Origin of the sequence: Streptomyces coerulescens, assembly GCF_042657965.1 — a bacterium.
Classification (GTDB): Bacteria; Actinomycetota; Actinomycetes; order Streptomycetales; family Streptomycetaceae; genus Streptomyces; species Streptomyces coerulescens.
On record NZ_JBHSKM010000019.1, the window covers coordinates 595,809 to 622,454 of the forward strand.

20 protein-coding genes are annotated in these 26,646 nt (G+C 69.3%); 10 read left to right on the forward strand and 10 right to left on the reverse strand.

What is annotated here, in order from left to right:
* Window positions 1-11 precede the first annotated feature (11 nt).
* Both ACFPQ9_RS25680 and ACFPQ9_RS25685 read right to left on the reverse strand, forming a co-directional pair.
* Window positions 12-1,073, reverse strand: a complete 1,062-nt coding sequence (locus tag ACFPQ9_RS25680; protein WP_380857680.1) for an esterase-like activity of phytase family protein — start codon at window positions 1,071-1,073, stop codon at window positions 12-14.
* Between the two features lie 76 nt (window positions 1,074-1,149).
* A complete protein-coding gene (locus tag ACFPQ9_RS25685) occupies window positions 1,150-2,025 on the reverse strand; it encodes a serine hydrolase (RefSeq protein ID WP_380857683.1) in 876 nt (291 codons plus the stop codon).
* A 119-nt stretch (window positions 2,026-2,144) separates the two neighbouring features.
* Between ACFPQ9_RS25685 and ACFPQ9_RS25690 the strand changes: the two genes are divergently transcribed.
* Window positions 2,145-2,438 (forward strand): helix-turn-helix domain-containing protein, encoded by a 294-nt coding sequence (locus ACFPQ9_RS25690; protein WP_380857685.1) that lies wholly within the window; start codon window positions 2,145-2,147, stop codon window positions 2,436-2,438.
* A gap of 126 nt (window positions 2,439-2,564) precedes the next feature.
* Here the strand turns inward: ACFPQ9_RS25690 and ACFPQ9_RS25695 are convergent, their stop codons facing one another.
* Both ACFPQ9_RS25695 and ACFPQ9_RS25700 read right to left on the reverse strand, forming a co-directional pair.
* Entirely contained in the window at window positions 2,565-3,080 is a 516-nt protein-coding gene (locus tag ACFPQ9_RS25695) for a S1 RNA-binding domain-containing protein (RefSeq protein ID WP_380857687.1), read from the reverse strand.
* Window positions 3,081-3,116: 36 nt separating this feature from the next.
* Window positions 3,117-7,769, reverse strand: coding sequence for a DUF6531 domain-containing protein (locus ACFPQ9_RS25700; RefSeq protein ID WP_380857689.1), 4,653 nt, complete (start codon window positions 7,767-7,769; stop codon window positions 3,117-3,119).
* Between the two features lie 440 nt (window positions 7,770-8,209).
* On the opposite strand from ACFPQ9_RS25700, the gene ACFPQ9_RS25705 reads away from it, so the two are divergent.
* Both ACFPQ9_RS25705 and ACFPQ9_RS25710 read left to right on the forward strand, forming a co-directional pair.
* Window positions 8,210-9,019: an endonuclease I family protein gene (locus ACFPQ9_RS25705; RefSeq protein ID WP_380857692.1), complete on the forward strand. Its 810-nt coding sequence runs from the start codon at window positions 8,210-8,212 to the stop codon at window positions 9,017-9,019.
* 61 nt (window positions 9,020-9,080) lie between these two features.
* Entirely contained in the window at window positions 9,081-9,341 is a 261-nt protein-coding gene (locus ACFPQ9_RS25710) for a hypothetical protein (protein ID WP_380857695.1), read from the forward strand.
* Here ACFPQ9_RS25710 and ACFPQ9_RS25715 read toward each other — a convergent pair.
* From ACFPQ9_RS25715 to ACFPQ9_RS25725, 3 genes are all read right to left on the reverse strand, one after another.
* Window positions 9,326-11,014 carry a thiamine pyrophosphate-binding protein gene (locus ACFPQ9_RS25715; RefSeq protein WP_380857698.1) on the reverse strand — a complete coding sequence of 563 codons (1,689 nt, stop codon included), beginning with the start codon at window positions 11,012-11,014 and terminating at the stop codon, window positions 9,326-9,328. The genes ACFPQ9_RS25710 and ACFPQ9_RS25715 overlap by 16 nt on opposite strands.
* Entirely contained in the window at window positions 11,011-11,979 is a 969-nt protein-coding gene (speB, locus tag ACFPQ9_RS25720) for an agmatinase (protein ID WP_380857701.1), read from the reverse strand. Before speB ends, ACFPQ9_RS25715 begins: the two co-directional genes overlap by 4 nt.
* A gap of 65 nt (window positions 11,980-12,044) precedes the next feature.
* Window positions 12,045-13,505, reverse strand: a complete 1,461-nt coding sequence (locus ACFPQ9_RS25725; protein ID WP_380857704.1) for a sodium:solute symporter family protein — start codon at window positions 13,503-13,505, stop codon at window positions 12,045-12,047.
* A gap of 190 nt (window positions 13,506-13,695) precedes the next feature.
* On the opposite strand from ACFPQ9_RS25725, the gene ACFPQ9_RS25730 reads away from it, so the two are divergent.
* From ACFPQ9_RS25730 to ACFPQ9_RS25740, 3 genes are all read left to right on the forward strand, one after another.
* Window positions 13,696-15,546 carry a PucR family transcriptional regulator ligand-binding domain-containing protein gene (locus ACFPQ9_RS25730; protein WP_380857707.1) on the forward strand — a complete coding sequence of 617 codons (1,851 nt, stop codon included), beginning with the start codon at window positions 13,696-13,698 and terminating at the stop codon, window positions 15,544-15,546.
* Window positions 15,547-15,740: 194 nt separating this feature from the next.
* Window positions 15,741-16,532 carry a phosphatase gene (locus ACFPQ9_RS25735; RefSeq protein ID WP_380857710.1) on the forward strand — a complete coding sequence of 264 codons (792 nt, stop codon included), beginning with the start codon at window positions 15,741-15,743 and terminating at the stop codon, window positions 16,530-16,532.
* A 211-nt stretch (window positions 16,533-16,743) separates the two neighbouring features.
* Complete coding sequence (locus ACFPQ9_RS25740; RefSeq protein ID WP_380857713.1) at window positions 16,744-17,865, forward strand: acyltransferase family protein; 1,122 nt, start codon at window positions 16,744-16,746, stop codon at window positions 17,863-17,865.
* A gap of 11 nt (window positions 17,866-17,876) precedes the next feature.
* Here the strand turns inward: ACFPQ9_RS25740 and ACFPQ9_RS25745 are convergent, their stop codons facing one another.
* From ACFPQ9_RS25745 to ACFPQ9_RS25755, 3 genes are all read right to left on the reverse strand, one after another.
* Window positions 17,877-18,743 (reverse strand): acyl-CoA thioesterase, encoded by an 867-nt coding sequence (locus ACFPQ9_RS25745; protein ID WP_380857716.1) that lies wholly within the window; start codon window positions 18,741-18,743, stop codon window positions 17,877-17,879.
* A 35-nt stretch (window positions 18,744-18,778) separates the two neighbouring features.
* Window positions 18,779-19,936 carry an acyl-CoA dehydrogenase family protein gene (locus ACFPQ9_RS25750; RefSeq protein ID WP_380857719.1) on the reverse strand — a complete coding sequence of 386 codons (1,158 nt, stop codon included), beginning with the start codon at window positions 19,934-19,936 and terminating at the stop codon, window positions 18,779-18,781.
* 185 nt (window positions 19,937-20,121) lie between these two features.
* A complete protein-coding gene (locus ACFPQ9_RS25755; RefSeq protein WP_380857722.1) occupies window positions 20,122-20,709 on the reverse strand; it encodes an SACE_7040 family transcriptional regulator in 588 nt (195 codons plus the stop codon).
* Window positions 20,710-20,817: 108 nt separating this feature from the next.
* On the opposite strand from ACFPQ9_RS25755, the gene ACFPQ9_RS25760 reads away from it, so the two are divergent.
* Genes ACFPQ9_RS25760 through ACFPQ9_RS25775 form a run of 4 tightly spaced genes read left to right on the forward strand, consistent with a single transcriptional unit; the run spans window position 20,818 to window position 26,455 of the window.
* A complete protein-coding gene (locus ACFPQ9_RS25760) occupies window positions 20,818-22,434 on the forward strand; it encodes a carboxyl transferase domain-containing protein (RefSeq protein WP_380857725.1) in 1,617 nt (538 codons plus the stop codon).
* A gap of 8 nt (window positions 22,435-22,442) precedes the next feature.
* Window positions 22,443-24,353, forward strand: coding sequence for an ATP-binding protein (locus tag ACFPQ9_RS25765; protein WP_380857728.1), 1,911 nt, complete (start codon window positions 22,443-22,445; stop codon window positions 24,351-24,353).
* Window positions 24,353-25,288, forward strand: a complete 936-nt coding sequence (locus tag ACFPQ9_RS25770) for a hydroxymethylglutaryl-CoA lyase (protein ID WP_380857731.1) — start codon at window positions 24,353-24,355, stop codon at window positions 25,286-25,288. The genes ACFPQ9_RS25765 and ACFPQ9_RS25770 overlap by 1 nt, the downstream gene beginning before the upstream one ends.
* Window positions 25,289-25,294: 6 nt before the next feature.
* On the forward strand, window positions 25,295-26,455 hold the full coding sequence (locus ACFPQ9_RS25775; RefSeq protein WP_380857734.1) for an acyl-CoA dehydrogenase family protein: 1,161 nt from the start codon (window positions 25,295-25,297) through the stop codon (window positions 26,453-26,455).
* Window positions 26,456-26,646 lie beyond the last annotated feature (191 nt).

Sequence of the window (26,646 nt, forward strand, 5' to 3'; positions counted from 1 at the left end):
GTTCGTCGTGGCTAGTCGCGCAGTTTCCCGCGCCCCTGGCGGGTTGTTCGTACCCGCATTGAGTAGAACCGGGTCGTCTGAGCTGCGTTCTGGTTGTCGTCGCTGACCAGCAGTACCTTCAGGCGGCCCTTCGAGTACCCCGTGATCGCCATGCCCTCGATGTTGTCGAGGAGCGGGTTGGGCTGGGGCTGCTTGGCGGTCGCTCCCAGTGACGGGCAGTTCACGATGTCGGCGAGCAGGGTCTTCTTGATCAGGCGTATGCCGTCCTGGCCCGTGAGGTTCTCGACACCGCTGGTGTCCGTGGCGCGGCGCGGGTCGGCCAGGTAGAGGCGGACCGTGTTGCCGACGCCGGCGGTGAAGCCGCGCTCCAGGACGAGGAGGCGGCCGTCGGGGGTGGCCTGGACCTCGGGGACGCCGAGTCCGGTGTCGGTGCGGTAGGCGTACTGCCGGCCGAGCTCGAAGCGGTCGCCCTTGGTTCGGTTCCAGGTCTGGAAGCGGACGATGCCCGCGCTGTCGCCGGAGAGCGCGTACTCCATCGAGGCGAGCAGGGTGCGGCCGCCCGGGAGGAGGGTCAGGCCCTCGAAGGTGCCGTTGGAGACGGCGCGGCCGGCCGGGGCGACGCGCAGCGCGTCCGGGACCGGGAGGCGGTCGAGGATCCTGCCGTCGCGGGAGTAGCGGCGGACGGACGGCTCGGTCTCACTGGAGATCAGCCGGGTGCCGTCGCGGTCGATGACGAGCCCCTCGGAGTCGAGGGCGGCCCCGCTCTCGTCGGCGAGCGGGACGACGCCCTTCGGCGCGAGGGTCCCGCCGTCGAGGCGGAACAGGGCGGAGCGGTCGGACACGGCCGCGAGCGAGCCGTTGCGGTCCACGGCGAGCGCGGAGAAGTTGCCGACGAAGGTGCCCTCGTAGGTCGTCTTGTCGAGCGCGTCGGAGAAGCGGTCGATGGAGACGGTGGGCGAACAGGCGTGGCCGGCCGACGAGTCGGGGCGGGCGTTCGCCGGGCCGGCGGCGGTCAGACAGGTGGCCGCCGCCAGGCCCGCGGTGGCGGTCGCGAGTACGGTTCTCAGGCGCATGGGGGTCACCGTAGGGCGGGTCGGTGACGCCGGGGAGACCGGCTCATGAAGCGTCGTACTCGCGGGCCTCGGCGCCTCAGCTCGCGGCGAGGTCCTTGTGGATGGCCTTGGCGACGCCCTGGATCGTCGCGATGCCGTAGTTCATGGTGCTGTTGTCGTGGGTCAGCACGGTGATCATGTAGTCGTGGCCGCCGCCCTTGAACGCGCCGACGCTGTGCACCCGCCAGCCGTGGGTGGAGCGGGACAGCCAGCCGTTCTTCACGGCGACGGAGACGCCGGACGGCACGCCGTACGGGGTGCCCCAGCGCTGCGAGGAGACGACCTGGCCCATCAGCTTCAGGATGTAGGCGCGGGAGTTGTCGCTGAGCACGGTGTTCTTGGCGGTGATGAGCTTCAGCAGCTTCTGCTCGTCGGTGACGGTGATCTGCGTCAGACCCCAGTAGCCGTTCGCGCCGGGCTTGGTCTGGGTCATGCCGGCCGCCGCGAGGAAGCCCTTGACCTTCGTCATGCCGAGCTGCTTCCAGAGCGTGCTGGTCGCGGCGTTGTCCGACTTGGTGATCATGGCCTTGCTGAGCGAGGCCTCGCGGTCGGTGAGATAGCGGTTGTGCTTCTTCGCGTCCCACAGCAGCGTGGCCAGCACGGTGACCTTGACGACACTGGCGGAGTCGTAGGCGCTCGAGGCCCGCAGGCTGCAGTTGGTGTTCGTCGAACGGTCGTACAGCCCGACGGCGACCGTGCCCTTGCGGTTGGCGAGGGCGGCGGTGATGTCCTTCTTCAGCTTGGCGGCGAGGCCCGCCTTGGCCGACGTACAGCTGACGGTGGGCGCGGCCGCCGCGACGGCCGGGGTGCCGGCTGCGATGGACGCTATGACGACGCCGACGCCCACACCCGCCGCGAGGACCGTTCTCGCACGTCTGCCGACGCCGCTCGACTTCTCGTTCGCATGAGTCATGTCCTCATGACTAACGAGAGCGTGTGAAAGGTTGTACGCAAGTTGCCCGCTGACGGCCTATCGTTCCGCCGACTACTTGCCCCGAAAGGCGCAGGCCATGGGCAGTACGCCGGGAAAACGTGCGCCCGGCCCTCGGCGATGCGACGGACATCGGTCAGCGACTCGCACATCCGGGCCAACAGGAACCGGGGCTGCGGATGTCGGTGACCCATACCGTCGACTGCGACAGGCTCAGGCACCAGCGTGAGACGACGGGGCTGACGCAGCAGTCATTGGCGGACCGGGCGATCATGACGCGTTCGCGCATCGTTCATATCGAGTCGAAGCAAGGGGCGCCGTCGAGGAGGACGCGCGGCGGTTGGCAAGGCCCTGAACGGGCGGTGATGATCCGCGCGTTCGGCCTGACGTACTGAGCGAGGAGAAGTGTGACAGGCGAGTCGTCACACGCCTTGGGCGAGCGAGGGTCCTCGAAGCTCCGGTGACTCGCACGGCCCTGCATTTCCTTGCCGACCGCCAACTGGTCGGCCCTGTCTCATGCATCAGGGAGTAGCAGACGGCGACGCCGACAGCCGGAGACCGATCCGGCGCTCTTGACTGTTCACGCTGATCACTTCCACGAAAACGTGATCGCCCAGCCTGAGCTTCCGCTGTGGGTCACCGGGACTTGTTTCCTGGAGCCGAGGTTGAATGAGGCCTGTAAGGCCGTCGGCGACCTCGGCCAGCACGCCGATGGGGCCTGTATAGGAAATACGGGCGGGGACGATTGCGCCAAGCTTCTCCCGGGCGAACTCCAGTATGGGGTCAGGGAAGAGGGCCCGGAGAGACAGTCGAATCGCACCGTGCCGCACGTCGGCATCCAGCACCTGCACGGTGACCTCCTGGCCAACGTGAAGGATGGCCGAGACCTCCTGGCGGTTCCACGAGACCTCCAAGCGGTCGATCAGACCCTCGACACCTCCAAGATCTACATATGCTCCGAAATCCACGATCCCGGATACGACCCCCTTGAGGATATCGCCAGGGTGAACATGGTCGGGCGTGATGTGGCTGGTCATTTCTCCGTCTCTCTGCGCTCTCTCAGCACTCATGGTTCATTGACTCCTGGACGAGTATCCATGCATGGAATCCCACCAAACCGGTTCCCCGTCGATCAGTTCGTTGAACCGAGGAATCTTGTCCGTAGGTATGAGCCATTCGTACTCATCTCTTCCTCGCGAATTCTCGTGAGGCTGACGATACTCATCGGCTGGGAATTCATCGCGGAACTCTGGTTTCATGGTGTACTCCCAGAAACCCGGCTCGAACCCTCCTTCTCCCGCATACTGCGCAGCTACGGCTTCATCGTCGCCGAGATAGGCCGTTCCTTGGTGAACCTTGCCGTCGGGGGTGCGGGTGGCTGGGTGCTCCGCCGGGTCGAGTCCCTGCCTGGCGGCGTCTCGTCTACCAAGCCTCGGCGACCGGTAGAGACGTTTCGGGCAGTCGTCAGGGGCCAAACCCAAGTGATCGGTCTGGGCGAGTGGATTTCGCACATACGTTCGCGGATTGGGTCCGGCGGCGAGCCCCAGGGGATCAGGGGTGAGGTAACGGGCAGTCTCGGGGTCATAGGTCCGGAAGTAGTTGTAATGCAGGCCCGATTCAGCGTCGAAGTACTGGCCGGGAAACCTGAGAGGCGTGTACGCCGTGGCAGTTCGGTTCCAGGCCGTGGCGCCCCAAAGAGTGGCGCGGGTGCGCCAGGCGATGGCGCCCCCCTCATCGACGAGTTCAGTGGGCCTACCGACGAGGTCGGTGACGATCGCGTAGAAGCGCGAATCCACTTCGGCCTGGTCAGCGCTGCCGCCGACGAACTTCCGTTCCGTCTGGGCCAACGGACGCAGCCCTTGGTGGTCCCAGGTAAGGGTTACTGCCTGCGGTGTACCCGGAGTGTGCGTCGTCTGTTCACACAGGGTGGTGCCGTCCCAGGTGAAGTCAACCTGCTCAGCGACAGAGACTCCATCCGAGGCCAGGCACTGCTTGGCGATACGTCGCCCCAGAGGGTCGTACTGGTAGCGCCACCTTGTGCCATCCGGCCCAGTAACGGAAACCAGGCGATCCTCGACGTCCCATTCGTAGCGCCAAGTTTCCGGTTTGGCCGACAGGCGCACCTTCTGGCGCAGCACGATACGTCCTGCATTATCGTATTCGTAGCGCACACCGCCGGCGCTTCGAATACGAGTACCGCTGTAGGTGCGCTGCCCGGTTGCTTCGTGGCCGGGCATGGAACTGGGCCAGGACGCCTGGGTGAGATTACCGACGGCGTCGTAGGCGTAAGTCTCCGTCCAGGAGTCTGCATGTACCGCAGTTACCCTGCCTGCGTTATCGAGGTCGAAGCTGCGGGAGCCCGCGAGGTGATCGTCAACGGCGATCGGGTGGCTGTCGGCCCGATAGGTGTAGGCGCGATGCTGAACTCTCTGCAAGGCAGGGCCGAGCAGTTCCTGGCTGGTCAAGCGACCGAGAGTGTCAAAGGTGTTGACCAGAGTAAGGCTGTCGCCGAACCGGCGGGCCAACTCCTGACCCGCCCGATCGCGTTCGAATTTCACAGAGCGGCCGGAACTGTTCAACTCAGTGCGGCGGCCGACGGCGTCGTAGGTCCAGGTGCTGATGGCACCAGCCGGAGTGGCTCGCGAAGCGCGCCGTCCGAGTGCGTCGTAGGTATACCGCTGCGTGCGGCCATTGACCGTCTCCGCCACGATCAGACCCGTCGCGTCGCGCTCCAGGGACAGAGCCGCATCCGGGCTGTACGCCCCGACCAGACGCCCCATCGGGTCGTAGGCATATGAGGTGACCACACCTTCCGCATTTCGCGCCACTGCTCGTCCCAGAGCATCCCGCTCGAAGCGGATCACGGCACCGGCAGGTGTCGTCCGGCAGGTGAGTCCGCCTGCGGCATCGTGACTGTAGGTCACGACACGATCATCGAAGTCCGACTCCGACGTCAGTCGCCCCGCCGAGTCGTACTCGTAATTCCACGCCATACCATGCGGGTTGATCACCTTACGGAGGCGAAGCTCTGCGTCGTGCTCGAACTCATAGCGTGCGTTGTCAGGCCCGATCCGAGCTGATAGCAAGTCGAAGTGGGTGTACTCAAAGCGCGAGACCGCGCCCGTGGTATCGGTATGGCTCAGGCAATTTCCCTCACCGTCATAAATCCAGGCCTCGACCGTGCCGTCCGAGTGAGTACGTCGTGCCAGCTTGCCCTCAACCGTCCATTCCAGACGGGTGGTCGCGCCCAGCGGATCGATGATCGACGTCTGGCGACCGAAGGCATCCCGCTCGCACCGAGTTACAGCGCCCAGCGGGTCGGTGGTTTCGATCGGCAGGCCGGCGGCGTCGCATCGCACACGACTGACTGCGCCAAGAGCGTCAACGACCGAGGTGAGGTGACCCTGGTCGTCATAAGTGAATCGGGTCGTGGCACCCATGGGGTTGGTGACCGAGGTGCGATTACCGCACTCGTCGAACTCCTGAACCATGACGGTTCCGTCCGGCCGTTGGATCGAGACGGGCAGGCCGAGCTCGTTGTAAATGAAGGTCGTCCGCGAGCCGTCGGCCTGCTGTCGGACAAGGAGGTTGCCGTCGGCATCCCAAGTGTAGGCAGTAGAGCGGCCGACCGGGTCGGTGCGAGTCAGGAGTTGGTCACGGGCATCGAAGGTCTGCCTCGTGATGTGACCGAGCGGGTCGGTCTCGGCGATGATCTGGCTACGGTCGTTGAGTTGGTAGAGCGTGCTGTGGCCGAGCGCGTCGGTCCAGAGCGTGGTGCGTTTGGCGGTGTCGTAGACGAACGTGCCGGACAAGTAACCGTCCGGGCCTACGGTCCGGACGACTCGGCCCGCGGCATCGTGGACGTAGCGGTACGTGGAGTTATTGCGGTCGGTCCAGGCGGTGATCCGGTCCTGGTCGTAGTCGAACCGCAGTGGCTTTCCTGAGGAATTGACAACCTCGGTGAGATCGCCGGAGGCATCGTAGCCGTAGGCCATGACCTGCACGGTGTCGTCGGCGGCAGGGCCAGTGCGCAGGGAAAGCTGGGTGATCCTGCCCAGGTCACGGTCGACGGTGAGGTGGACGTCGTAGCCCCCGCTGTGGGTGATCGACAGGGGCAGGCCGGTGCCGTCGCGGTGGATGTCGATCTGATTGCCGTGTGGGTCCGCGATCGTTGTCAGCCATAGTTGCCAGCCCTCGCCGCGCGGGCGGGTGAAGTATTTGGTCCAGCCGGTGCGCGGGTCAGTGGTGACGAACTCCATGTGCTGAGCACCCAGTTCGCTGGTGCGGCGCAGCGGTATCCGAGGGCCCTCCAGCGGCAGCACCTCCGGCTGTCGCGGGGTGGGCAGGCCGTCGTAGACGAGCAGGGTGCCGTCCTCGCGCGCCCAGACGGCCTTGTTACGGATGTCGACCTCGATGCGCTCGTCCAGGGTCGAGGTCCAGGAGCGGCCGAACCAAGTGCCGAAAGTGTAGTCCGACAGGTGGGTGCGTTTGAGGACCAGAGGCAGCACACCTGGCAGGGTTAGGTCCGTCTGTTCCAGCAGCATCTGACCGCTGGCGACATCGATGGGATCTTCCTTGCAGGTACGGTCTTTGGGCTCGGTGCTGTGGTGCCGAGGATCGTTCAGCGCCTTGTTCAGCAGATCCGGTTTGCCTCCGGACGGGCCGCCGTTGCCGCCGGAGGCGTTCGACGGGGACCCAGGCCCTCCCTTGCCGTCCTGGCCGCCCATGATCTTCTTCAGGGCGTCCTCGTTGGCCTTCTCGTTGCGCTTGTGGTTCTCCGACGTGTCGCGGAGGTTCTTCGGGATGGTCTCGCCGGTGTGCTTGACGATCCGCTCGACGGCCTTCTTCATACCCTTGGTGGCGCCGTCGACCACGCTGTCGATTCCCTGGGTGAAGGGGTCCTTGCCCCGGGTGCGGTTGTTGGCGCCCGCGGCCCGGTCCAGGGAGCCCGACAAGCGGGTCATCGAGCTCTCGCTCATCCGGCCGAGGTCGCCCGCGGCCCGGTCGTACTCGGCGTGGTCGATCCGCATCCGGCCCGCGCCACCACCGCCACCCGCTCCGGCGGAACCACCGCCTGCCGAACCGCCGGCTGAGTTCAGCTGCATTGCCGTGACGCCCTTGGCCCCGCCGCCCTCTGCGCCATCGGCCGGAGAGATGGCGTCGGCGGCCAGGTCCAGCACCACGTCCTCGATCATCTTCTCCAGCTTGGCGGCGACCGGTTCGGTCACCATCGCCATGATCTGGTCGACGATCTGGTCAGCGGCCTCCTTGATGATCCGGCGCACCGCCTCCCTCATCGCCGCGATCTCCGCAGCGCCGATCAGCGCCGAGAGGCCACCGGTGACGAACGCCAGGCCGATGGAGATGCCGACGGAGGCCGCCATCGCCCCGAGTTCGATCTCGGCCTTGATCTTCATGCCGTAGATCACGTCCGCGACGACATCCATCGCGTCCGCGAAAAGGCGGGCCACTTCGGGCAGTTCCTCCAGGTGCGAGGTCTTCACCTTGCCCCAGTGCTCCTGCAGGGCGTCGACCGCCCAGCCCTCGCTGGAGGACAGCAGCCGGTTCACCGCACCGACGGCTTCGCCCGCGTGCTCGTCGAAAGCCTCCGCGAGCTCGCGCATCGCGTCCGCCATCTCGCGGTAGTCGTCCTCATCGACGTTCGGCCAGTTGATCCCGATGAAGTCCAGGATCTCGTCCAGCCAGCCGGGCAGAACGTAACCCAACCCCCGTCAACCTCCCCCTGACACCGACGCTCGCGACGTCACCATGTTTGATCATCACGTGTGCGAATCCGACCGTAACTGATCGCACTGACATCGACTCAGGGACTCCACGGGGTCCTCCGGGAATGACGTGAATTCGCTCGCAACGACGCACCCCACACCCTCGCGGTGGTGCTGTCGAGAGCAACCAGCCCACCGTCTGCCGCCTCGACCCGTCGGACATCGCCCAGCGACACCCGGCACCCACCCCCCAAACGACCCCCAGCTCACCGCCAGGGGCCGTTTCCCTGTGTCAACTCGCGTAGCGCTGCCCCGGTTTGCCGTTCCCCGTCATCCAATGGACACGTGCAAGCCCTCGACAGGGCCGCATGTCCATGCCACGCTCCCGTCTGCCGCCTTCGTTCAACCCGCGTAGATCCCTGCGTAGATGGGAACCCCACATGCCGGCGACACACATACCCCACCGCCGCTGGAAGTCGGTGGCGCTGACCACGGCCGCCGTCCTGGTCGGACTCACCGCCCCCGCCCTGACCGCGACTCCGGCCGCCGCCACGACGACCGCCTACGACTCGACGTACTACAAGAACGCGATCGGCAAGACGGGCGCAAGCCTGAAGTCGTCCCTGCACACGATCATCAGCAGCCAGACCAAGATCTCGTACTCCGCGGTCTGGAACGCGCTGAAGGTCACGGACCAGGACCCGAACAACAGCAACAACGTGATCCTGCTGTACAGCGGTGTCTCCCGCAGCAAGTCCCTGAGCGGCGGCGACGTCGGCGACTGGAACCGCGAGCACACCTGGGCCAAGTCGCACGGCGACTTCGGCGAGGCGATCGGCCCCGGCACCGACCTGCACCACCTGCGCCCGGCCGACGTCCAGGTCAACAGCATCCGCGGCAACCTGGACTTCGACAACGGCGGCAGCACCGTGACCAACGGCGGCGGCAGCCGGGTCGACTCCGACTCCTTCGAACCGCGTGCCGCCGACAAGGGCGACGTGGCCCGCATGATCCTCTACATGGCCGTGCGCTACGAGGGTGACGACGGCTGGGCCGACCTGGAGCCCAACGAGAAGGTGGGCAACGGCAGCGCCCCCTACATGGGCAAGCTCTCCGTCCTCAAGGCGTGGAACGAGCAGGACCCGCCGAGCGCCTTCGAGGAGAGGCGCAACCAGGCCATCTACGACACCTACCAGCACAACCGCAACCCGTTCATCGACCACCCGGAGTGGGTCGAGGCGATCTGGTAGGCGATCGGCAGACCACCTGTGCAGCGGAGTGACCTGCGACGATCCGGTGCGTTGACCGGCCATGAAGAAGATCAGCGCGCTCGCCGCGCTCACCATGGCAGCCCTCGTACTCGCCGCCCCGGCCCACGCCGACGACGGCGACCGGGGCCGCATCAACATCGCCGGCCACTCCAGCACCAACCTGTGCAGGGGGGCACTCTCGCTCGTCCCATGGGCCCTGCCGGTGACCGGCCCCGCCGTGGACGACGCCTGCCACAACCGCGACCACGTCGACGACACCCGCGACCAGGGCGCCTTGCCGGCCTTCTACATCGTCAGGTGAGTCGGCGCGAACATCCTTAGCACCGCCGGGAGTACGACCACCGATGGGCCGGGCTCGGACAGGGCCTTCGTCAGGTCGGCCTCCAGGGTCTCCGGGGTCGTACGGACCCCGGGGACACCGAAGGACTCGGCCAGGGCCACATAGTCCGGCCGGGTCAGCTCGGTGGCCGTCGCCTCGCCGAAGGCGTCCGTCATGTACTCGCGCAGGATGCCGTAGCCGCCGTCGTCGACGATGAGCCAGGTGACGTTCAGGTCGTACTGGCGGGCGGTGGCGAGCTCGGCGATGGAGTACAGGGCGCCGCCGTCGCCGGACACCGCGAGGACCGGGCGGGTCGGATCGGCGGCCGCACCGCCGAGCGCCGCCGGGAAGCCGTAGCCGAGGCCGCCGGCGCCCTGGGCGGAGTGCAGCCGGTTGGGGCCCTTGGCGTCGAAGGCCGACCAGGCCCAGTACGCCAGGATCGTCATGTCCCAGAAGGACGGGGAGTCGTCGGGCAGGGCGCGCCGTACGGACGCCAGCACCTGCTGTTCCAGGGTGAGTTCCTGGGCGGCGATGCGCTCGGCGACCTTGGCCAGGACCGTCGCCACCCGCTCGGGCGCGGTGGGATCCGTGCGCTCGGACACCGTCTCCAGCAGCGCCTGCAGCGCGAGCCGGGCATCCGCGTGGATGCCGAGGGCCGGGTGGTTGGACTCCAGCTTGCCGAGGTCCGCCTCGATCTGGACGACCCGGCCGCGCGGCTTGAACGTGTGGTAGTTCGAGGAGAGTTCACCGAGGCCCGAGCCGACCACCAGCAGGACGTCCGCGTCCTCCAGGAAGTCCGTGGTGTGCCGGTCCTCGATCCACGACTGGAGCGACAGCGGATGGTTCCAGGGGAACGCCCCCTTGCCGCCGGGGGTGGTGACCACCGGCGCCTGGATCAGCTCCGCGAGCTGCCGCAGCTTGCCGCTCGCGTCCGCCCGTACCACTCCCCCGCCCGCGATGATCGCCGGACGAGCCGCTCGCGAGAGCAAGTCGGCCGCCACCGCTGTCAGTTCGGGGCGCGGCGGCAGTTCGTCCGGGAACGCGTCGCCTCCCGTCACCACCGGGATCGAGGTCTCGGCCAGCAGCACGTCCTGCGGGATCTCCACCCACACCGGGCCGTGCGGGGCCGTCAGCGCCGACTTCCAGGCCGCCTCGATCGCGGACGGGATCTGGGACTGGGTGCGCACGGTGTGGACCGACTTCACCACGCCCCGGAACGAGGCCGCCTGGTCCGGGAGTTCATGCAGGTAGCCGTGGCGGCCGCCGCCCAGGCCCGCCGTGGGGACCTGGCTGCTGATCGCCAGCACGGGGGCGGAGGCCGCGGCCGCCTCCTGGAGCGCGGCCAGCGAGGTGAGCGCGCCCGGCCCGGTCGACAGCAGCAGCGGGGCCGCCTCGCCCGTCATCCGGCCGTACGCGTCCGCCGCGAAACCGGCGTTGTTCTCCACCCGCAGACCGATGTAGCGCAGGTCGGAGCGCCGTAGCGCGTCGAACATGCCCAGCGCGTGCTGACCCGGGAGGCCGAAGACCGTCGTCGTGCCGAGCGCGGCCAGTGTCTCCACGACCAGGTCCCCGCCGTTGCGGCCGGGGGGAGGGTTCAGCGCTGCCTCCGTCTGGGCTGCGGTGGGGCGGAGTACCAGGTCGTGGTCGTGAGTCACTTCGCGCGGGCCTCTGCAATCTGGCGGGACATGATGGTGGTCAGTTCGTATGCCGTGTGGGACGCGGCCACCGACGTGATCTCGGCGTGATCGTACGCGGGCGCCACCTCGACGACGTCGGCCGAGACCAGGTTGCAGGACGCCAGGCCGCGCAGGATCTCCAGCAGTTCGCGGGAGGTCATGCCGCCGGCCTCGGGGGTGCCGGTGCCGGGTGCGTGGGCCGGGTCGAGGCAGTCGATGTCGATGGAGATGTACAGCGGGCGGTCGCCGATGCGCTGGCGCAGCTGGTCGGCGACCTCGTCGGCGCCGCGGCGGTAGATGTCCGCGGAGGTGACGATGCCGAAGCCCATCTTCTCGTCGTCTGTGAGGTCCTGCTTGCCGTACAGCGGGCCGCGGGTGCCGACGTGGGAGAGCGCCTCGGTGTCGAGGATGCCCTCCTCCACCGCGCGCCGGAACGGGGTGCCGTGGGTGTATTCGGCGCCGAAGTACGTGTCCCAGGTGTCGAGGTGGGCGTCGAAGTGGAGCAGCGCCACGGGGCCGTGCTTCTTGGCGACCGAGCGCAGCAGCGGCAGCGCGATGGTGTGGTCGCCGCCGAGCGTCATCAGGCGGGCGCCGGTGCCGAGGAGCTCGTCGGCGGCGGCCTCGACGGTCTCGACGGCCTCGTTGATGTTGAACGGGTTCACCGCGATGTCGCCGCCGTCCGCGACCTGCGCCAGCGCGAAGGGGGACGCGTCCTGCGCCGGGTTGTACGGGCGCAGCAGCCGGGACGCCTCGCGGATCGCGTTGCCGCCGAAGCGGGCGCCCGGCCGGTACGAGACGCCCGAGTCGAACGGCACGCCGACCACGGCGACGTCGGCGCGGCCGACCTCGTCGAGGCGCGGGAGCCGGGCGAAGGTCGCGGGTCCGGCGTACCGCGGGATGCGGGAGGAGTCGACGGGGCCGCGGGGCGTCTCGTTGCTGCTCATGTGGAAATGCCTTCTTTCCTACGTTTCACACGCTTCATTGCGTATGGGGGTATCTGTAGATGACTCTACTGGCGAGCCGGGACTGGTTCGGACGCGAGTTCGGGGGACCGCCCGGCCAGACGCTCGCGCCAGACGGCGAGTACGGCCGCGTCGGTCGGCTTCGTCATCAAGGAGACGACGATGTACGCGGCGAGGGAGGACAGCAGGCCGTAGTACACGGGCTCGTTGGCCAGGATGCCGTGGGTCGCCATCAGGGTGATCACCGCGACGCCGCCGACCACCACCGAGGCGAGCGCGCCCTGCGCGGTGCCGCGCCGCCACAGCAGCCCGCCGAGGATCGGCACGAGCAGTCCGCCGACCAGCAGGTTGTAGGCCACGGTCAGGGCTTCGACGACGTTGTTCAGCGCGATGGCCGTACCGATCACGGCGAGGCCCATGATGAGGATGAACGCCCGGTTGCCCTTGACCTCGTCGTGCGCGTCCCCGTCCGGGCGGACCACGCCGCGCAGCCGGGACCAGATGTCGTTGTTGGCGACGGTCGCGCAGGCGATGAGGGCGCCGGAGGAGGTGGACATCACCGCGGCGAGGGCGGCGGCGAGCACCAGGCCCCGCACACCCATGGGCAGTTCGTCCTTGACGATGGTCGCGAAGGCGTCGTCCGGGCTGCCGAGCTTGGGGTAGAGCACCTTGGCCGCGGTGCCGATGACGGCGCCGGCGAGGGCGTAGGCGAGGCAGTAGGTGCCGGCGACGGTGCCGCCCCACTTGGCGGTCTTGTCGCTGCGGGCGGTGAACACGCGCTGCCAGATGTCCTGCCCGATCAGCATGCCGAAGGTGTAGATCAGGACGTAGGTGAAGATCGTCTCGCCGCCGATGCCCAGCGGGTCGAAGTACTCGGTGGGCAGCTGGGCCTTCATCTCGCTGAATCCGCCGGCCTTGACGACGGCGATGGGCAGGAGCAGCAGAAGCACACCGACGGTCTTCACCACGAACTGCACCATGTCGGTGAGCGTGATCGACCACATGCCGCCGAGCGTCGAGTAGGCGACGACGATCGAGCCGCCGAGGATGATCGCGACGGTGCGGTTCATGTCGAAGAGGACGTCGAAGATCGTGGCGTACGCGATGGTCGACGTGACGGCGAGCATGAGGGTGTACGCCCACATGACGAGGCCGGAGATCACGCCGGCCCGGCCGCCGTAGCGCAGGTCGAGCATCTCGGAGACGGTGTAGACCTTCAGCCGGGCGATGCGGGCGGAGAAGAAGACGCTCAGCGCGAGCAGGCCGAGGCCGATGGTGAACACCATCCAGGCACCGGAGAGGCCGTACTGGTAGCCGAGGCCCACACCGCCGATGGTGGACGCGCCGCCGAGGACGATCGCCGCCATGGTGCCGGAGTACATCGTGGGGCCGAGCCGGCGGCCGGCGACCAGGAACTCGCTCTTGGACTTGGCGCGGCGCATGCCCCACCAGCCCATGGCCAGCATGCCGGCCAGATAGACGACGATGACGGTGTAATCGACGGCCATGGTGGGGCCTCCTTCACGAACATTCCGGTGGCGTGTCGTGCATATGGGGGGTGGGGACGTCGGCAGCGGCTCGCGGGGACATCCGCCCGTACCCGCGGCTGCCGGTCTGGAACGACAGTAGGTGGCCGGAAAGTGACTGCGAAGTGTACGTTTCATCCATCCGAGACTGCGCGAGTGTAGGAAACATCCCATGCCGGATCCCGCTGTTCCGCCCACACCACCGGTATTGCTGTCGGCGCTCCTGGCCCGTGAGGACCTGGGCCTGCGCCAGATCGCCGGCCCGCGGGACCGGGACGTCGCGATCCACTGGGCGCACACCTCGGAGATGGCCGATCCGTACCCCTATCTGCTGGGCGGCGAGCTGCTGCTGTCGGCCGGTGTGCACATTCCGCAGGCGGCGGGTGCGGGAACCTACTTCGACGACTACGTGTCACGGATCGTCGCGGCGGGCGGAGCCGCCCTCGGCTTCGGCCTGGCCCCGGTGCACGACACGGTGCCGCCCGCCCTGGTCGAGGCCTGCGACACCCACGACCTCCCGCTCCTGGAGGTCCCGCCGCAGACCACCTTCTCCGGTGTGGCCCGCGCGGTCTGGCGGCTCATGGCCCAGGCCCGCCACGCCGAACTGCGCCGGGTGACCGAGGCTCAGCAGAGCCTGTCGGCGGCGGCCTCCCGCCCGGACCCGGTACGAGCGGTACTGCGCCAGCTCGCCCAGCGGGTGGCTGGCTGGGCGGTGCTGTACGGGCCGGAGGGGGCGGAGAGCACATCAGCGGGACGGGGAACGGAGGCCGGGCCCGCAGTGCGGGGTCCGGAAGCCGCGTCCACCGGGCGGACGCGGGGTCCGGGAGCCGCATCCGCCGGACGGGGTCCAGAAGCCGCATCCGCCGGACGGGGTCCAGAAGCCGCATCCGCCGGACGGGGTCCAGAAGCCGCATCCGCCGGGCGGGGTCCAGAAGCCGCATCCGCCGGGCGGGGTCCAGAAGCCGCATCCGCCGGGCGGGGTCCAGAAGCCGCATCCGCCGGGCGGGCGGCGGAAGTCGCATCCGCCGGGCGGGGTCCAGAAGCCGCATCCGCCGGGCGGGGTCCAGAAGCCGCATCCGCCGGGCGGGGTCCAGAAGCCGCATCCGCCGGGCGGGCGGCGGAAGTCGCGGCTGCCGGACGGGAGCCCGGGGACATGGTGCGCGGGGCCCTGGCCGAGCTCGCAGCGGTCGTACGCCCCTCGGGCCCCGGAACGCCGACCTCCGCCACCGACACCGCCGACGGCACCCATCTCGCCGCGTACGCCCTCGGCGCCGGTCAGGGCTTCGTCCTCGGTGTCGCCGCCCCGCACCGGGACGCCGGCGACCACACCATCGCCTCCGTCGCCGCCGTGCTGCTGTCCCTCCTGACCGGTGAGCAGCAGAGCGGCTCGGGGGCGGCGCGCTCGTCGGCGCTCGTCCGGCTGCTGCTGGGGGCCGAGCCGGAGGCGGTGGCGCCGCTGCTGGGGACCGGCCGCTGGCTCGTGGTGCACGGCAGCCCCGCGGCACCGCCCTGCGACCCCGTGGCGGCCTCCGCGCTCGGGGCGGCGCTCGGCTCCCCGCTGGTCGACCTGGCGCGGGACGTCGTACGGGTCCTCGTCCCGGCGGACCGCGAACCGGCCCCGCAGCCCGGCTGGACCCTGGGCGTCAGCGCCCCCGCGACCGCGCGGGACTGGCCGGCGGCCGACGCCCAGGCGGCCCGCGCCCTGTCCCGTGCCCGGGCCACCCGCACCGCCCTGCACCGGCACGGCACCCACCGCCCCGCCCTCACCGACCTGCTCTCCCCCGACGCGGCCGAGACCCACGCCCGCGCGCTCCTCGCACCCCTCGCCCCGCCCCTCACCGAGACGCTGCGCACCTGGCTGTCCCTGCACGGCAGCTGGGACCGTACGGCCGTGGCGCTCGCCGTGCACCGCAACACCGTCCGCCAGCGCATCGCCCGCTGCGCGGCCCTGCTCGGCACGGACCTGGACGACCCGGACGTACGGATGGAGCTGTGGTTCGCCCTGCGGCACGGCGAGCGGTGATCCACACACCACCCACCAGCACACCACCACCGCGCGGCCCCGGCCCTGCCCGACCCGGACCCGGCAACCCGGCCGCCCGAATGGAGCTGTGGGTTCGCCCTGCGGCACGGCGAGCGGTGATCGACACAGTGACCCGCGTCGCACGCACCCCGGACGCGGCCGTTCCCGTAGTTGTCTGCCTCACAATGGGAACCATGCCGATACCCGGGACACCCAGCCGCGCCGAGCTCGTCGACCACCTCGTCAGAACCCGTATCGCGGGCGACGTAGCCACTCCCCGCGAGAACAACCTCTCCCACTACCGCAAGCTGGCGAACGGCGACCGCCACTACTGGCTCGGCCTGGAGCTCGGCGAGCGCTGGACCGACGAGCAGGACGTGCTCGCGGTGATGGCGGAGCGCGTCGGGGTGAACGACGACGCCGAGCACCGCCACGGCCAGGACACCATCGACCCGGAGCTGACGGTGGCCGCGCTGGAGCGGATGGCGGCCCGGCTGCGCAAGGCCGCGGACGGCGGCCAGCGGGTCCTGTTCGCGACCGGCCACCCGGGCGGTCTGCTGGACGTCCACCGCGCGACGGCGGCGGCGCTGCGCACAGCGGGCTGCGAGATCGTCGTCATCCCCGACGGCCTGCAGACCGACGAGGGTTACGTCATGCAGTTCGCGGACGTCGCGGTCCTCGAACACGGCGCCACCCTCTGGCACACCCACTCCGGCGCGCCGATGAAGGCCATCCTCACGGGACTCGAGCGCGAAGGACGTCCGCTGCCGGACCTCGTCGTGGCCGACCACGGCTGGGCGGGATGCGCCGGCCAGCACGGCGTCGACTCCGTCGGCTACGCCGACTGCAACGACCCGGCGCTGTTCCTCGCGGAGTCGGAGGGCACGGTCCAGGTCGTGGTGCCGCTGGACGACCATGTGATCAGCCCGCGCCACTACGACCCGATGACGGCGTATCTGCTGCGCGAGGCGGGCCTGGTCGAGTAGGGGTTGTACTCGACCACGTTGAAATCTCGGCGAACGCTGCGGGATTTCTTCATGGAGGTCGCGCCCCTGCACACATCCCCCTGAGACACGTCGCTGTCTGTTCAACCGGAAACAGAAGTGACGAAGTTTCTCAGGGGAACGGATGTTGCTGATGCGCGGATTTGATACCAGACATACAGGAAATACAGCCCCGCTTCGGGCGTCGGGCGCGATGCGTGTGCCCTCGCAGCCGCTTCCGCCCCTCGCGGAGACGGTGCCCGCCAGGGAGGGACGCCGGCTGTATGTCATGGACGGCGTCCGGCTGCTCGCCGCACTGCTGGTGGCCGTGCACCACTACGCGGGCACCGAACGGCTCGACCAGCCCGGCAACCCCGTCTGGGACCGTCCGGTGTCCGAGATCATGCCCACGGTGTTCCGCTTCTCCACCTACGGCTGGATCGGCGTCGAGATCTTCTTCGTCATCAGCGGGTTCGTGATCTGTATGTCGTGCTGGGGCCGCACACCCCGGCAGTTCTTCGTCTCACGGGTCACCCGGCTCTATCCGGCGTACTGGTTCGCCATCGCCTTCACCACGGCCGTCATCGTGGCCCTGCCGGGGGTGTGGGAGCGGCTGCGGATGCGGGACATCCTGCTCAACCTCACGATGCTCCAGTCCGGTTCGGCCTCGCCGCACGTCGACGGCGTCTACTGGACCCTGTGGACGGAACTGCGGTTCTATCTGCTCTTCCTGGTGGTCGTCGCCATGGGACTCACCTACCGCAGAGTCGTCGTCTTCTGCTGCGTCTGGGGCACCGCCGCGATGCTCGCGCCGATCTCCGAGCTGCGCCTGATGATCCTCATCGTCAACCCGGTCGCGGCCTGGTTCTTCATCGGCGGCCTGGTGCTCTACCTGATGTACCGGTTCGGTCAGGACCTGCTGCTGTGGGGCATGCTGACCCTGTCGTGGCTGATGGCGCAGGTGGAGATCGGGCGCCGTATCGAGTCCGTCGAGCATGTCTCGGGCTGGCGCGGCAGCGCGCTGATCTACACGGTGTTCCTGCTGTTCATGGTCGCCGTCGCCCTAGGCTTCACGGACCGCATCCGCTGGAAGTGGCTGGTCACCGCGGGAGCGCTGACCTATCCGCTGTATCTGACGCACTACCTCGCGGGCACGGTGCTGATCAACCGGCTGCGGGACACCATGGATCCGCGGCTGCTGGTCGCCGTGGTGATCGCCGTGTTCCTGGTGCTGAGCTGGCTGGTGCACCGGTGCGTGGAGCGTCCGGCGGCCCGGCTGATGAAGCGGGGCCTGGACACGTCGTTCGCGCGGCTGCGCAACGCCACCCGCGCATGACCGGGCCGTCGTCAGCGCGGAACACGGACCACGCCCTCCTGGATCACGGACACCGCGAGCCGCCCGTCCTGCGTGTAGATCCGCGCCTGTCCGAGCCCTCGCCCGCCGTACGCCGACGGTGACTCCTGGTCGTACAGCAGCCACTCGTCGGCCCGGAAGGGCCGGTGGAACCACATCGCGTGGTCGAGGGACGCGCCGACCACGTCCCCGACCGCCCAGCCGCCCCGGCCGTGCGCGAGCAGGACGGAGTCGAGGAGGGTCATGTCGGAGACGTATGTGGCGAGCACGACGTGCAGCAGCGGGTCGTCGGCGAGCTTGCCGTTGGTGCGGAACCAGACCTGGGAGTGCGGTTCGCGCGGCTCCCCGAACTGTCCGTACGGCGGCTCTTCGACATAGCGCAGGTCGACGGCCTGGCGTGCCTCCAGGAAGCGTTCGACGACCGCCGGGTCGAGGTGGTCGTAGCCGCGCAGCCGCTCCTCGGAGGTCGGGAGCGTCTCCGGGTCGGGCGCGGCGGCCATCGGGGCCTGGTGGTCCAGGCCGTCCTCGTACGTCTGGAAGGACGCCGACAGCGCGAAGATCGGCTTGCCGTGCTGGACGGCGACCACCCGGCGGGTGGTGAAGGAGCGGCCGTCGCGCATCCGGTCGACGTTGTAGACGATGGGCGCGCCCGGGTCCCCCATGCGCAGGAAGTACGCGTGCAGGGAGTGGGCGGGCCGGTCCGCGGGCACCGTGCGGCCGGCGGCGACGAGCGCCTGGGCCGCGACCTGACCGCCGAAGACGCGCGGGACGACGGCGGAGCGGGACTGGCCGCGGAAGATGTTCTCCTCGATCTGCTCCAGGTCGAGCAGATCGAGGAGATCACGCAGTGCCTCGTTCATGGCACCTTTTCTACTGGCAGGGGATGTCAGGAGCCTTACAGGCCCATGTCCTTCGCGATGATCGACTTCATGATCTCGCTGGTGCCGCCGTAGATGCGGTTGACGCGGTTGTCCGCGTACAGGCGAGCGATCGGGTACTCGTTCATGAAGCCGTAGCCGCCGTGCAGCTGGAGGCACCGGTCGATGACGCGGTGGGCGACCTCGGTGCAGAAGAGCTTCGCGGAGGCGGCCTCGGCGGGGGTCAGCTCACCGGCGTCCAGGGCCTCCAGGGCGCGGTCGGCAACGGCCTCGGCCGCGTCCACCTCGGCCTGGCAGGCGGCCAGCTCGAACTTGGTGTTCTGGAAGGCGGCGACGGGCTTGCCGAAGACGGTGCGCTCGGTGACGTACTGCTGGGCGAACCGCACGGCGGCCTTGGCCTGGGCGTAGGCGCCGAAGGCGATGCCCCAGCGCTCGGAGGCGAGGTTGTGGCCGAGGTAGTAGAAGCCCTTGTTCTCCTCGCCGAGGAGGTCCTCGACCGGGACCTTGACGTCGACGAAGGCGAGCTCGGCGGTGTCGGAGGTGCGCAGGCCCAGCTTGTCGAGCTTGCGGCCGATGGAGTAGCCCTCGGCCTTGGTGTCGACGGCGAACAGGGAGATGCCGTGGCGGCGGTCCTCGGCGCTGGGCGCGTCGGTGCGGGCGCAGACGATCACGCGGTCGGCGTGCACGCCACCGGTGATGAAGGTCTTGGAGCCGTTGAGGACGTAGTGCGTGCCGTCCTCGGAGAGCTTGGCGGTGGTCTTCATGCCGGCGAGGTCGGAGCCGGTGCCCGGCTCGGTCATCGCCAGCGCCCACATCTCCTCACCGGAGACGAACTTCGGCAGGAAGCGCTTCTTCTGCTCGTCGGAGGCGAGCATCTTGATGTACGGCAGGCCGAGCAGCACGTGCACACCGGAGCCGCCGAACTGCACACCCGCGCGGGCGGTCTCCTCGTACATCACCGCCTCGAACTTGTACGAGTCGATGCCGGCGCCGCCGTACTCCTCGTCGACGCGGATACCGAAGACGCCGAGCTCGGCGAGCTTGTAGTAGAAGTCGCGGGGCGCCTGGCCCGCCGCGAACCACTCGTCGTAGACCGGTACGACCTCGGCCTCGATGAAGGCCCGGATGGTCTCCCGGAACGCCTCGTGATCCTCGTTGAACACCGTACGGCGCACGCCGCCCACCCTTCTTTGCGCCTAAACCGGCGCCGCTCTCGCGTACCTGGTTGCTCGCCGTAGGGGTTGCTCAACTGATGGTTGCGGTCCCATGGCTAAGCGCTTGCTCACTCAACCGTACCGGCGAGTATCCACAGGCGTCCAGAGGTCAAGGTCCGTAACGCTCGTCACGCTTGCAGCCGGGGTCACGCCGCCCCGAACGCCCCCCGTGCCATCCGGTGCAGCAGCACCGCCGTGACGCCGCGCCCCGGCAGCGACCCCGGGCGCCCCAGATGCGGCGTCGAGTTCAGCAGGCCGAAGACCGAGTGCACCGCCGAGCGGGCGGTCGGCTCGGTCAGGTCCGGATACACCTCGCGGACCACCTCCACCCACAGCTCGACGTACTGCCGCTGGAGCTGGCGCACCAGCTTGCGGTCGCTGTCGCGCAGGCGGTCCAGCTCGCGGTCGTGCAGGGTGATCAGAGGGCGGTCGTCGAGGGCGAAGTCGATGTGGCCCTCGATGAGGGAGTCGAGGACCTCCTCGGCCGGCACCCCGTCGGCCTCCGCGAGGCGCCGCTTCGCACCCGTCAGCAGCTGACCGCTGATGCCGACGAGGAGCTCGGCGAGCATCGCGTCCTTGCCGGCGAAGTGCCGGTAGAGACCGGGGCCGCTGATACCCACGGCGGCGCCTATCTCGTCGACTCCGACGCCGTGGAAACCACGCTCGGCGAAGAGCCGCGCGGCCTCCTTGAGGATCTGTTCGCGGCGGGTGGGGGCGTCGGTTCTGGTGGCCATGAAGCCAATTCTAGACAGGGAGGTTAGCGGTCGTTAACCTGAAGGAAATGGTTAACGCTCATTAACAGCGCTCATGAACAGTCGATCACTGGGTGAGGGGACCGCAGGATGCATGAGGCACCGGAGCTCCACAGCGCGGCAGATCCCGCGTCGGAGGCCTTTCGGTCCAACGAGGAGGCCCACCGGGCGCTCGGCGAGGAGCTGCGCGGCAAGCTCGCCGCGGCCCGGCTCGGCGGCGGTGAGAAGGCCCGCGCCCGGCACACCGCACGCGGCAAGCTGCTGCCCAGGGACCGGGTGGACACCCTCCTCGATCCCGGATCGCCCTTCCTGGAGCTCGCTCCCCTGGCCGCCGACGGGATGTACGACGGGGCGGCCCCGGCCGCCGGTGTCATCGCCGGGATCGGGCGGGTCAGCGGGCGCGAGTGCGTGATCGTCGCCAATGACGCCACGGTCAAGGGCGGCACGTACTACCCGATGACGGTGAAGAAGCACCTGCGCGCGCAGGAGGTGGCCCTGGAGAACCGGCTGCCGTGTCTGTACCTGGTCGACTCCGGCGGCGCCTTCCTGCCGATGCAGGACGAGGTCTTCCCGGACCGGGAGCACTTCGGGCGGATCTTCTACAACCAGGCCCGGATGTCGGGCGCGGGCATCCCGCAGATCGCGGCCGTGCTCGGCTCGTGCACGGCGGGCGGCGCCTACGTCCCGGCCATGAGCGACGAGGCCGTGATCGTCCGCAACCAGGGCACGATCTTCCTCGGCGGTCCCCCACTGGTGAAGGCCGCCACGGGTGAGGTCGTGACGGCCGAGGAGCTGGGCGGCGGCGAGGTCCACTCGCGGGTGTCCGGCGTGACCGACCACCTCGCGGAGGACGACCCGCACGCGCTGCGGATCGTGCGCAACATCGTCGCCACCCTCCCCGCGCGCGGGAACCTCCCGTGGGAGGTCGTCCCCGCCACCGAACCGAAGGTCGACCCGTACGGCCTCTACGGCGCCGTCCCCGTCGACTCCCGCACCCCCTACGACGTACGCGAGATCATCGCGCGCGTGGTCGACGGCTCCCGTTTCTCGGAGTTCAAGGCCGAGTTCGGGCAGACCCTGGTCACCGGCTTCGCCCGGATCCACGGCCACCCGGTCGGCATCGTCGCCAACAACGGCATCCTGTTCTCCGAGTCCGCCCAGAAGGGCGCCCACTTCATCGAGCTGTGCGACCAGCGCGGCATCCCGCTGGTCTTCCTGCAGAACATCTCCGGGTTCATGGTCGGCAAGGACTACGAGGCCGGCGGCATCGCCAAGCACGGCGCCAAGATGGTGACGGCGGTGGCCTGCACGCGCGTGCCGAAGCTGACGGTCGTCGTCGGCGGCTCGTACGGCGCAGGCAACTACTCCATGTGCGGGCGGGCGTACTCGCCCCGCTTCCTGTGGATGTGGCCCAACGCCAAGATCTCCGTCATGGGCGGCGAGCAGGCCGCCTCGGTCCTCGCGACCGTCAAGCGCGACCAGATCGAGGCGCGCGGCGAGGACTGGCCGGCGGAGGCCGAGGAGTCCTTCAAGGCGCCCGTGCGCGAGCAGTACGAACGCCAGGGCAACGCCTACTACGCCACCGCCCGCCTCTGGGACGACGGCGTCATCGACCCGCTGGAGACCCGGCAGGTGCTGGGCCTGGCACTGACCGCCTGCGGCAACGCGCCCCTGGGTGACCCCCAGTTCGGCGTCTTCCGGATGTGAGGGGGACCATGTTCGACACAGTGCTCGTCGCCAACCGGGGCGAGATCGCCGTCCGCGTGATCCGCACGCTGCGCTCGCTGGGCGTGCGCTCGGTGGCCGTCTTCTCCGACGCGGACGCCGACGCCCGGCACGTCCGGGAGGCCGACACCGCCGTACGGATCGGTCCGGCGCCCGCGTCGGAGAGCTATCTGTCCGTGGAGCGGATCCTGGAGGCGGCCGCGCGTACGGGCGCGCAGGCCGTGCACCCCGGATACGGCTTCCTCGCGGAGAACGCGGCCTTCGCGCGCGCGTGCGCCGACGCGGGGCTGGTGTTCATCGGACCTCCCGCCGACGCCATCTCGCTCATGGGCGACAAGATCCGCGCCAAGGAGACGGTGAAGGCGGCCGGCGTGCCGGTCGTGCCCGGCGGCCGGGATCCCGAACTGGCGGATGCCGCCCGCGAGTTGGGCGCGCCCGTGCTGCTGAAGCCCTCGGCGGGCGGTGGCGGCAAGGGCATGCGTCTGGTGCGGGACCTGTCCGTCCTCGAGGAGGAGATCGCCGCCGCCCGCCGCGAGGCCCGCGCCTCCTTCGGCGACGACACGCTCCTCGTGGAGCGGTGGGTCGACCGGCCCCGGCACATCGAGATCCAGGTGCTCGCCGACGGCCACGGAAATGTCGTGCATCTCGGCGAGCGCGAGTGCTCGTTGCAGCGCCGGCACCAGAAGATCATCGAGGAGGCGCCCAGCGTGCTCCTCGACGAGGCCACGCGCGCGGGGATGGGCGAGGCGGCGGTGCAGGCGGCCCGCTCGTGCGGGTACCGGGGCGCGGGCACGGTGGAGTTCATCGTGCCCGGCGGCGACCCTTCCTCCTATTACTTCATGGAGATGAACACCCGCCTCCAGGTGGAGCACCCGGTCACCGAGCTCATCACCGGCCTGGACCTGGTGGAGTGGCAGCTTCGGGTCGCGGCGGGTGAGCGGCTGGCCTTCGGGCAGGAGGACGTCCGGCTCACCGGTCACGCGGTCGAGGCCCGTATCTGCGCCGAGGACCCCGCACGCGGGTTCCTGCCCTCCGGCGGCACGGTCCTCAGGCTGCGCGAGCCGCAGGGCGACGGCGTCCGCACCGACTCCGGGCTCAGCGAGGGCACGGAGGTCGGCAGCCTGTACGACCCGATGCTGTCCAAGGTGATCGCGTACGGCCCGGACCGCGCGACCGCGCTCAGGAAGCTCCGGGCGGCGCTCGCGGAGACGGTCACGCTGGGCGTGCAGACGAACGCCGGGTTCCTGCGGCGGCTGCTCGCACATCCGGCGGTCGTGGCGGGCGAGTTGGACACCGGTCTGGTCGAGCGCGTCGTGGACGACCTCGTCGCCACGGACGTACCCGAGGAGGTGTACGAGGCGGCGGCGGCCGTACGGCATCAGGCGCTGAGGCCGGCGGGCGACGGCTGGACGGACCCGTTCTCGGTGCCCAGCGGCTGGCGGCTCGGCGGCACCGCACACCCCGTGAGCTTCCCTCTGCGGGTGCAGGACCCGGTGGAGTACGCCCCGCGGGGCTCCGCCACCGTCACCGACGACGAGGTGTCCGTGACCCTCGACGGCGTACGCCACACCTTCCGGCGCGCCGCCGACTGGCTGGGCCGGGACGGCGACTCCTGGCACGTACGTGACCACGACCCGGTGGCGGCCTCCCTCACCGGGGCCGCCCACGCGGGCGCCGACTCGCTCACCGCGCCCATGCCGGGGACGGTGACGGTGGTGAAGGTCGCCGTCGGTGACGAGGTGAGCGCCGGTCAGAGCCTGCTGGTGGTGGAGGCGATGAAGATGGAGCACGTCATCTCCGCCCCGCACGCCGGCACCGTCGCCGAACTCGACGTCACACCCGGCTCGACGGTCGCCATGGACCAGGTCCTGGCGGTCATCACACCGCTGGAGGAGGACTGATGACGCTGCCCATGGTCGTACCCGCCTCGGACCTGCCGGCCCGGGTCCGCATCCACGAGGTCGGGGCGCGCGACGGCCTGCAGAACGAGAAGTCGACCGTGCCGACGGAGGTGAAGGCGGAGTTCGTGCGCCGGCTCGCCGACGCCGGGCTGACGACGATCGAGGCGACGAGCTTCGTCCATCCCAAGTGGGTGCCCCAACTCGCCGACGCCGAGCAGCTGTTCCCGCTCGTGTCCGGCCTGGAGGGCGTGCACCTGCCCGTCCTGGTGCCCAACGCCCGCGGCCTGGACCGCGCCCTGACCCTGGGCGCCCGCCGGATCGCCGTCTTCGCGAGCGCCACGGAGTCCTTCGCCAAGGCCAACCTCAACCGGACGCTTGACGAGTCGCTGGGCGTCTTCGACCCGGTGGTGCGCCGCGCCAAGGACGAGGGCCTGCATGTCCGCGGGTACGTCTCGATGTGCTTCGGCGACCCCTGGGAGGGCGAGGTTCCCCTCCACCAGGTGGCCCGGGTCTGCAAGGCGCTCGTCGCGATGGGCTGCGACGAGCTGAGCCTCGGCGACACCATCGGCGTGGCGACGCCGGGCCATGTGCTCGAGCTCCTCTCCCTCCTCAACGAGGAGGGCGTACCGACGAACGTCATCGGCGTGCACTTCCACGACACCTACGGCCAGGCCCTCGCCAACACCTACGCCGCCCTGGAACACGGCGTCACGACCGTCGACGCCTCGGCCGGCGGCCTGGGCGGCTGCCCGTACGCCAAGTCCGCCACCGGAAACCTCGCCACGGAAGACCTCGTGTGGATGCTGCGGGGCCTCGGCATCGACACCGGAGTCGACCTCGACCGCCTCGTCGCCACGAGCGCGTGGATGGCCGAACAACTGGGCCGACCCAGCCCGTCCCGCACCGTACGAGCCCTCTCCCACAAGGAGCAGTGAACAGCCATGAACCACCGTCTCTCCCCCGAACTGGAGGAACTCCGCCGTACGGTGGAGGAGTTCGCCCACGACGTCGTGGCGCCGAAGATCGGCGACTTCTACGAGCGTCATGAGTTCCCGTACGAGATCGTCCGGGAGATGGGCCGCATGGGCCTGTTCGGACTGCCGTTCCCCGAGGAGCACGGCGGTATGGGCGGCGACTATCTGGCGCTGGGCATCGCGCTGGAGGAACTGGCCCGGGTGGACTCCTCGGTCGCCATCACGCTGGAGGCGGGCGTCTCGCTGGGCGCGATGCCGATCCACCTCTTCGGTACGGAGGAGCAGAAGCGCGAGTGGCTGCCGCGGCTGTGCTCCGGCGAGATGCTGGGCGCCTTCGGCCTGACCGAGCCCGACGGCGGCTCGGACGCGGGCGCGACACGCACCACGGCCCGCCTCGACGAGTCGACGAACGAATGGGTGATCAACGGCAGCAAGTGCTTCATCACCAACTCCGGTACGGACATCACGGGCCTGGTCACGGTCACCGCGGTGACCGGCCGCAAGCCCGACGGCAAGCCGCTGATCTCGTCGATCATCGTCCCGTCCGGTACGCCGGGCTTCACGGTGGCGGCGCCGTATTCGAAGGTCGGCTGGAACGCGTCGGACACCCGTGAACTGTCCTTCGCGGACGTCCGGGTCCCGGCGGCCAACCTGCTGGGCGAGCAGGGCCGTGGGTACGCCCAGTTCCTGCGCATCCTGGACGAGGGCCGGATCGCCATCGCGGCCCTGGCGACGGGCCTGGCGCAGGGCTGCGTCGACGAGTCGGTGAAGTACGCGAAGGAACGTCACGCCTTCGGCCGTCCGATCGGCGCGAACCAAGCCATCCAGTTCAAGATCGCCGACATGGAGATGAAGGCCCACACGGCCCGCCTGGCGTGGCGCGACGCGGCCAGCCGCCTCGTCTCCGGCGAACCCTTCAAGAAGGAAGCGGCCCTGGCGAAGCTGTACTCGTCCACGATCGCCGTGGACAACGCCCGCGACGCCACCCAGATCCACGGCGGCTACGGCTTCATGAACGAGTACCCGGTCGCCCGTATGTGGCGGGACTCCAAGATCCTGGAGATCGGGGAGGGGACGAGCGAGGTGCAGCGGATGCTGATCGCTCGGGAACTGGGGCTGGTGGGCTGAGCCCGTCCGACTCTCCGAATAAGGCCCAACATCCCTTGATTGAAAGGGAGTTGGGCCTTATCGGTCGCTCAAGGCGCCCTCACAGCAGGTGAACAGCTTCGATCACAAGGGCCCCCACCCCTGGACATCAGCTCAGGTTAGGCTAACCTACCTTCGAATTGTCCGGCGGGTGATCCGCCCTGTTCGAAAGC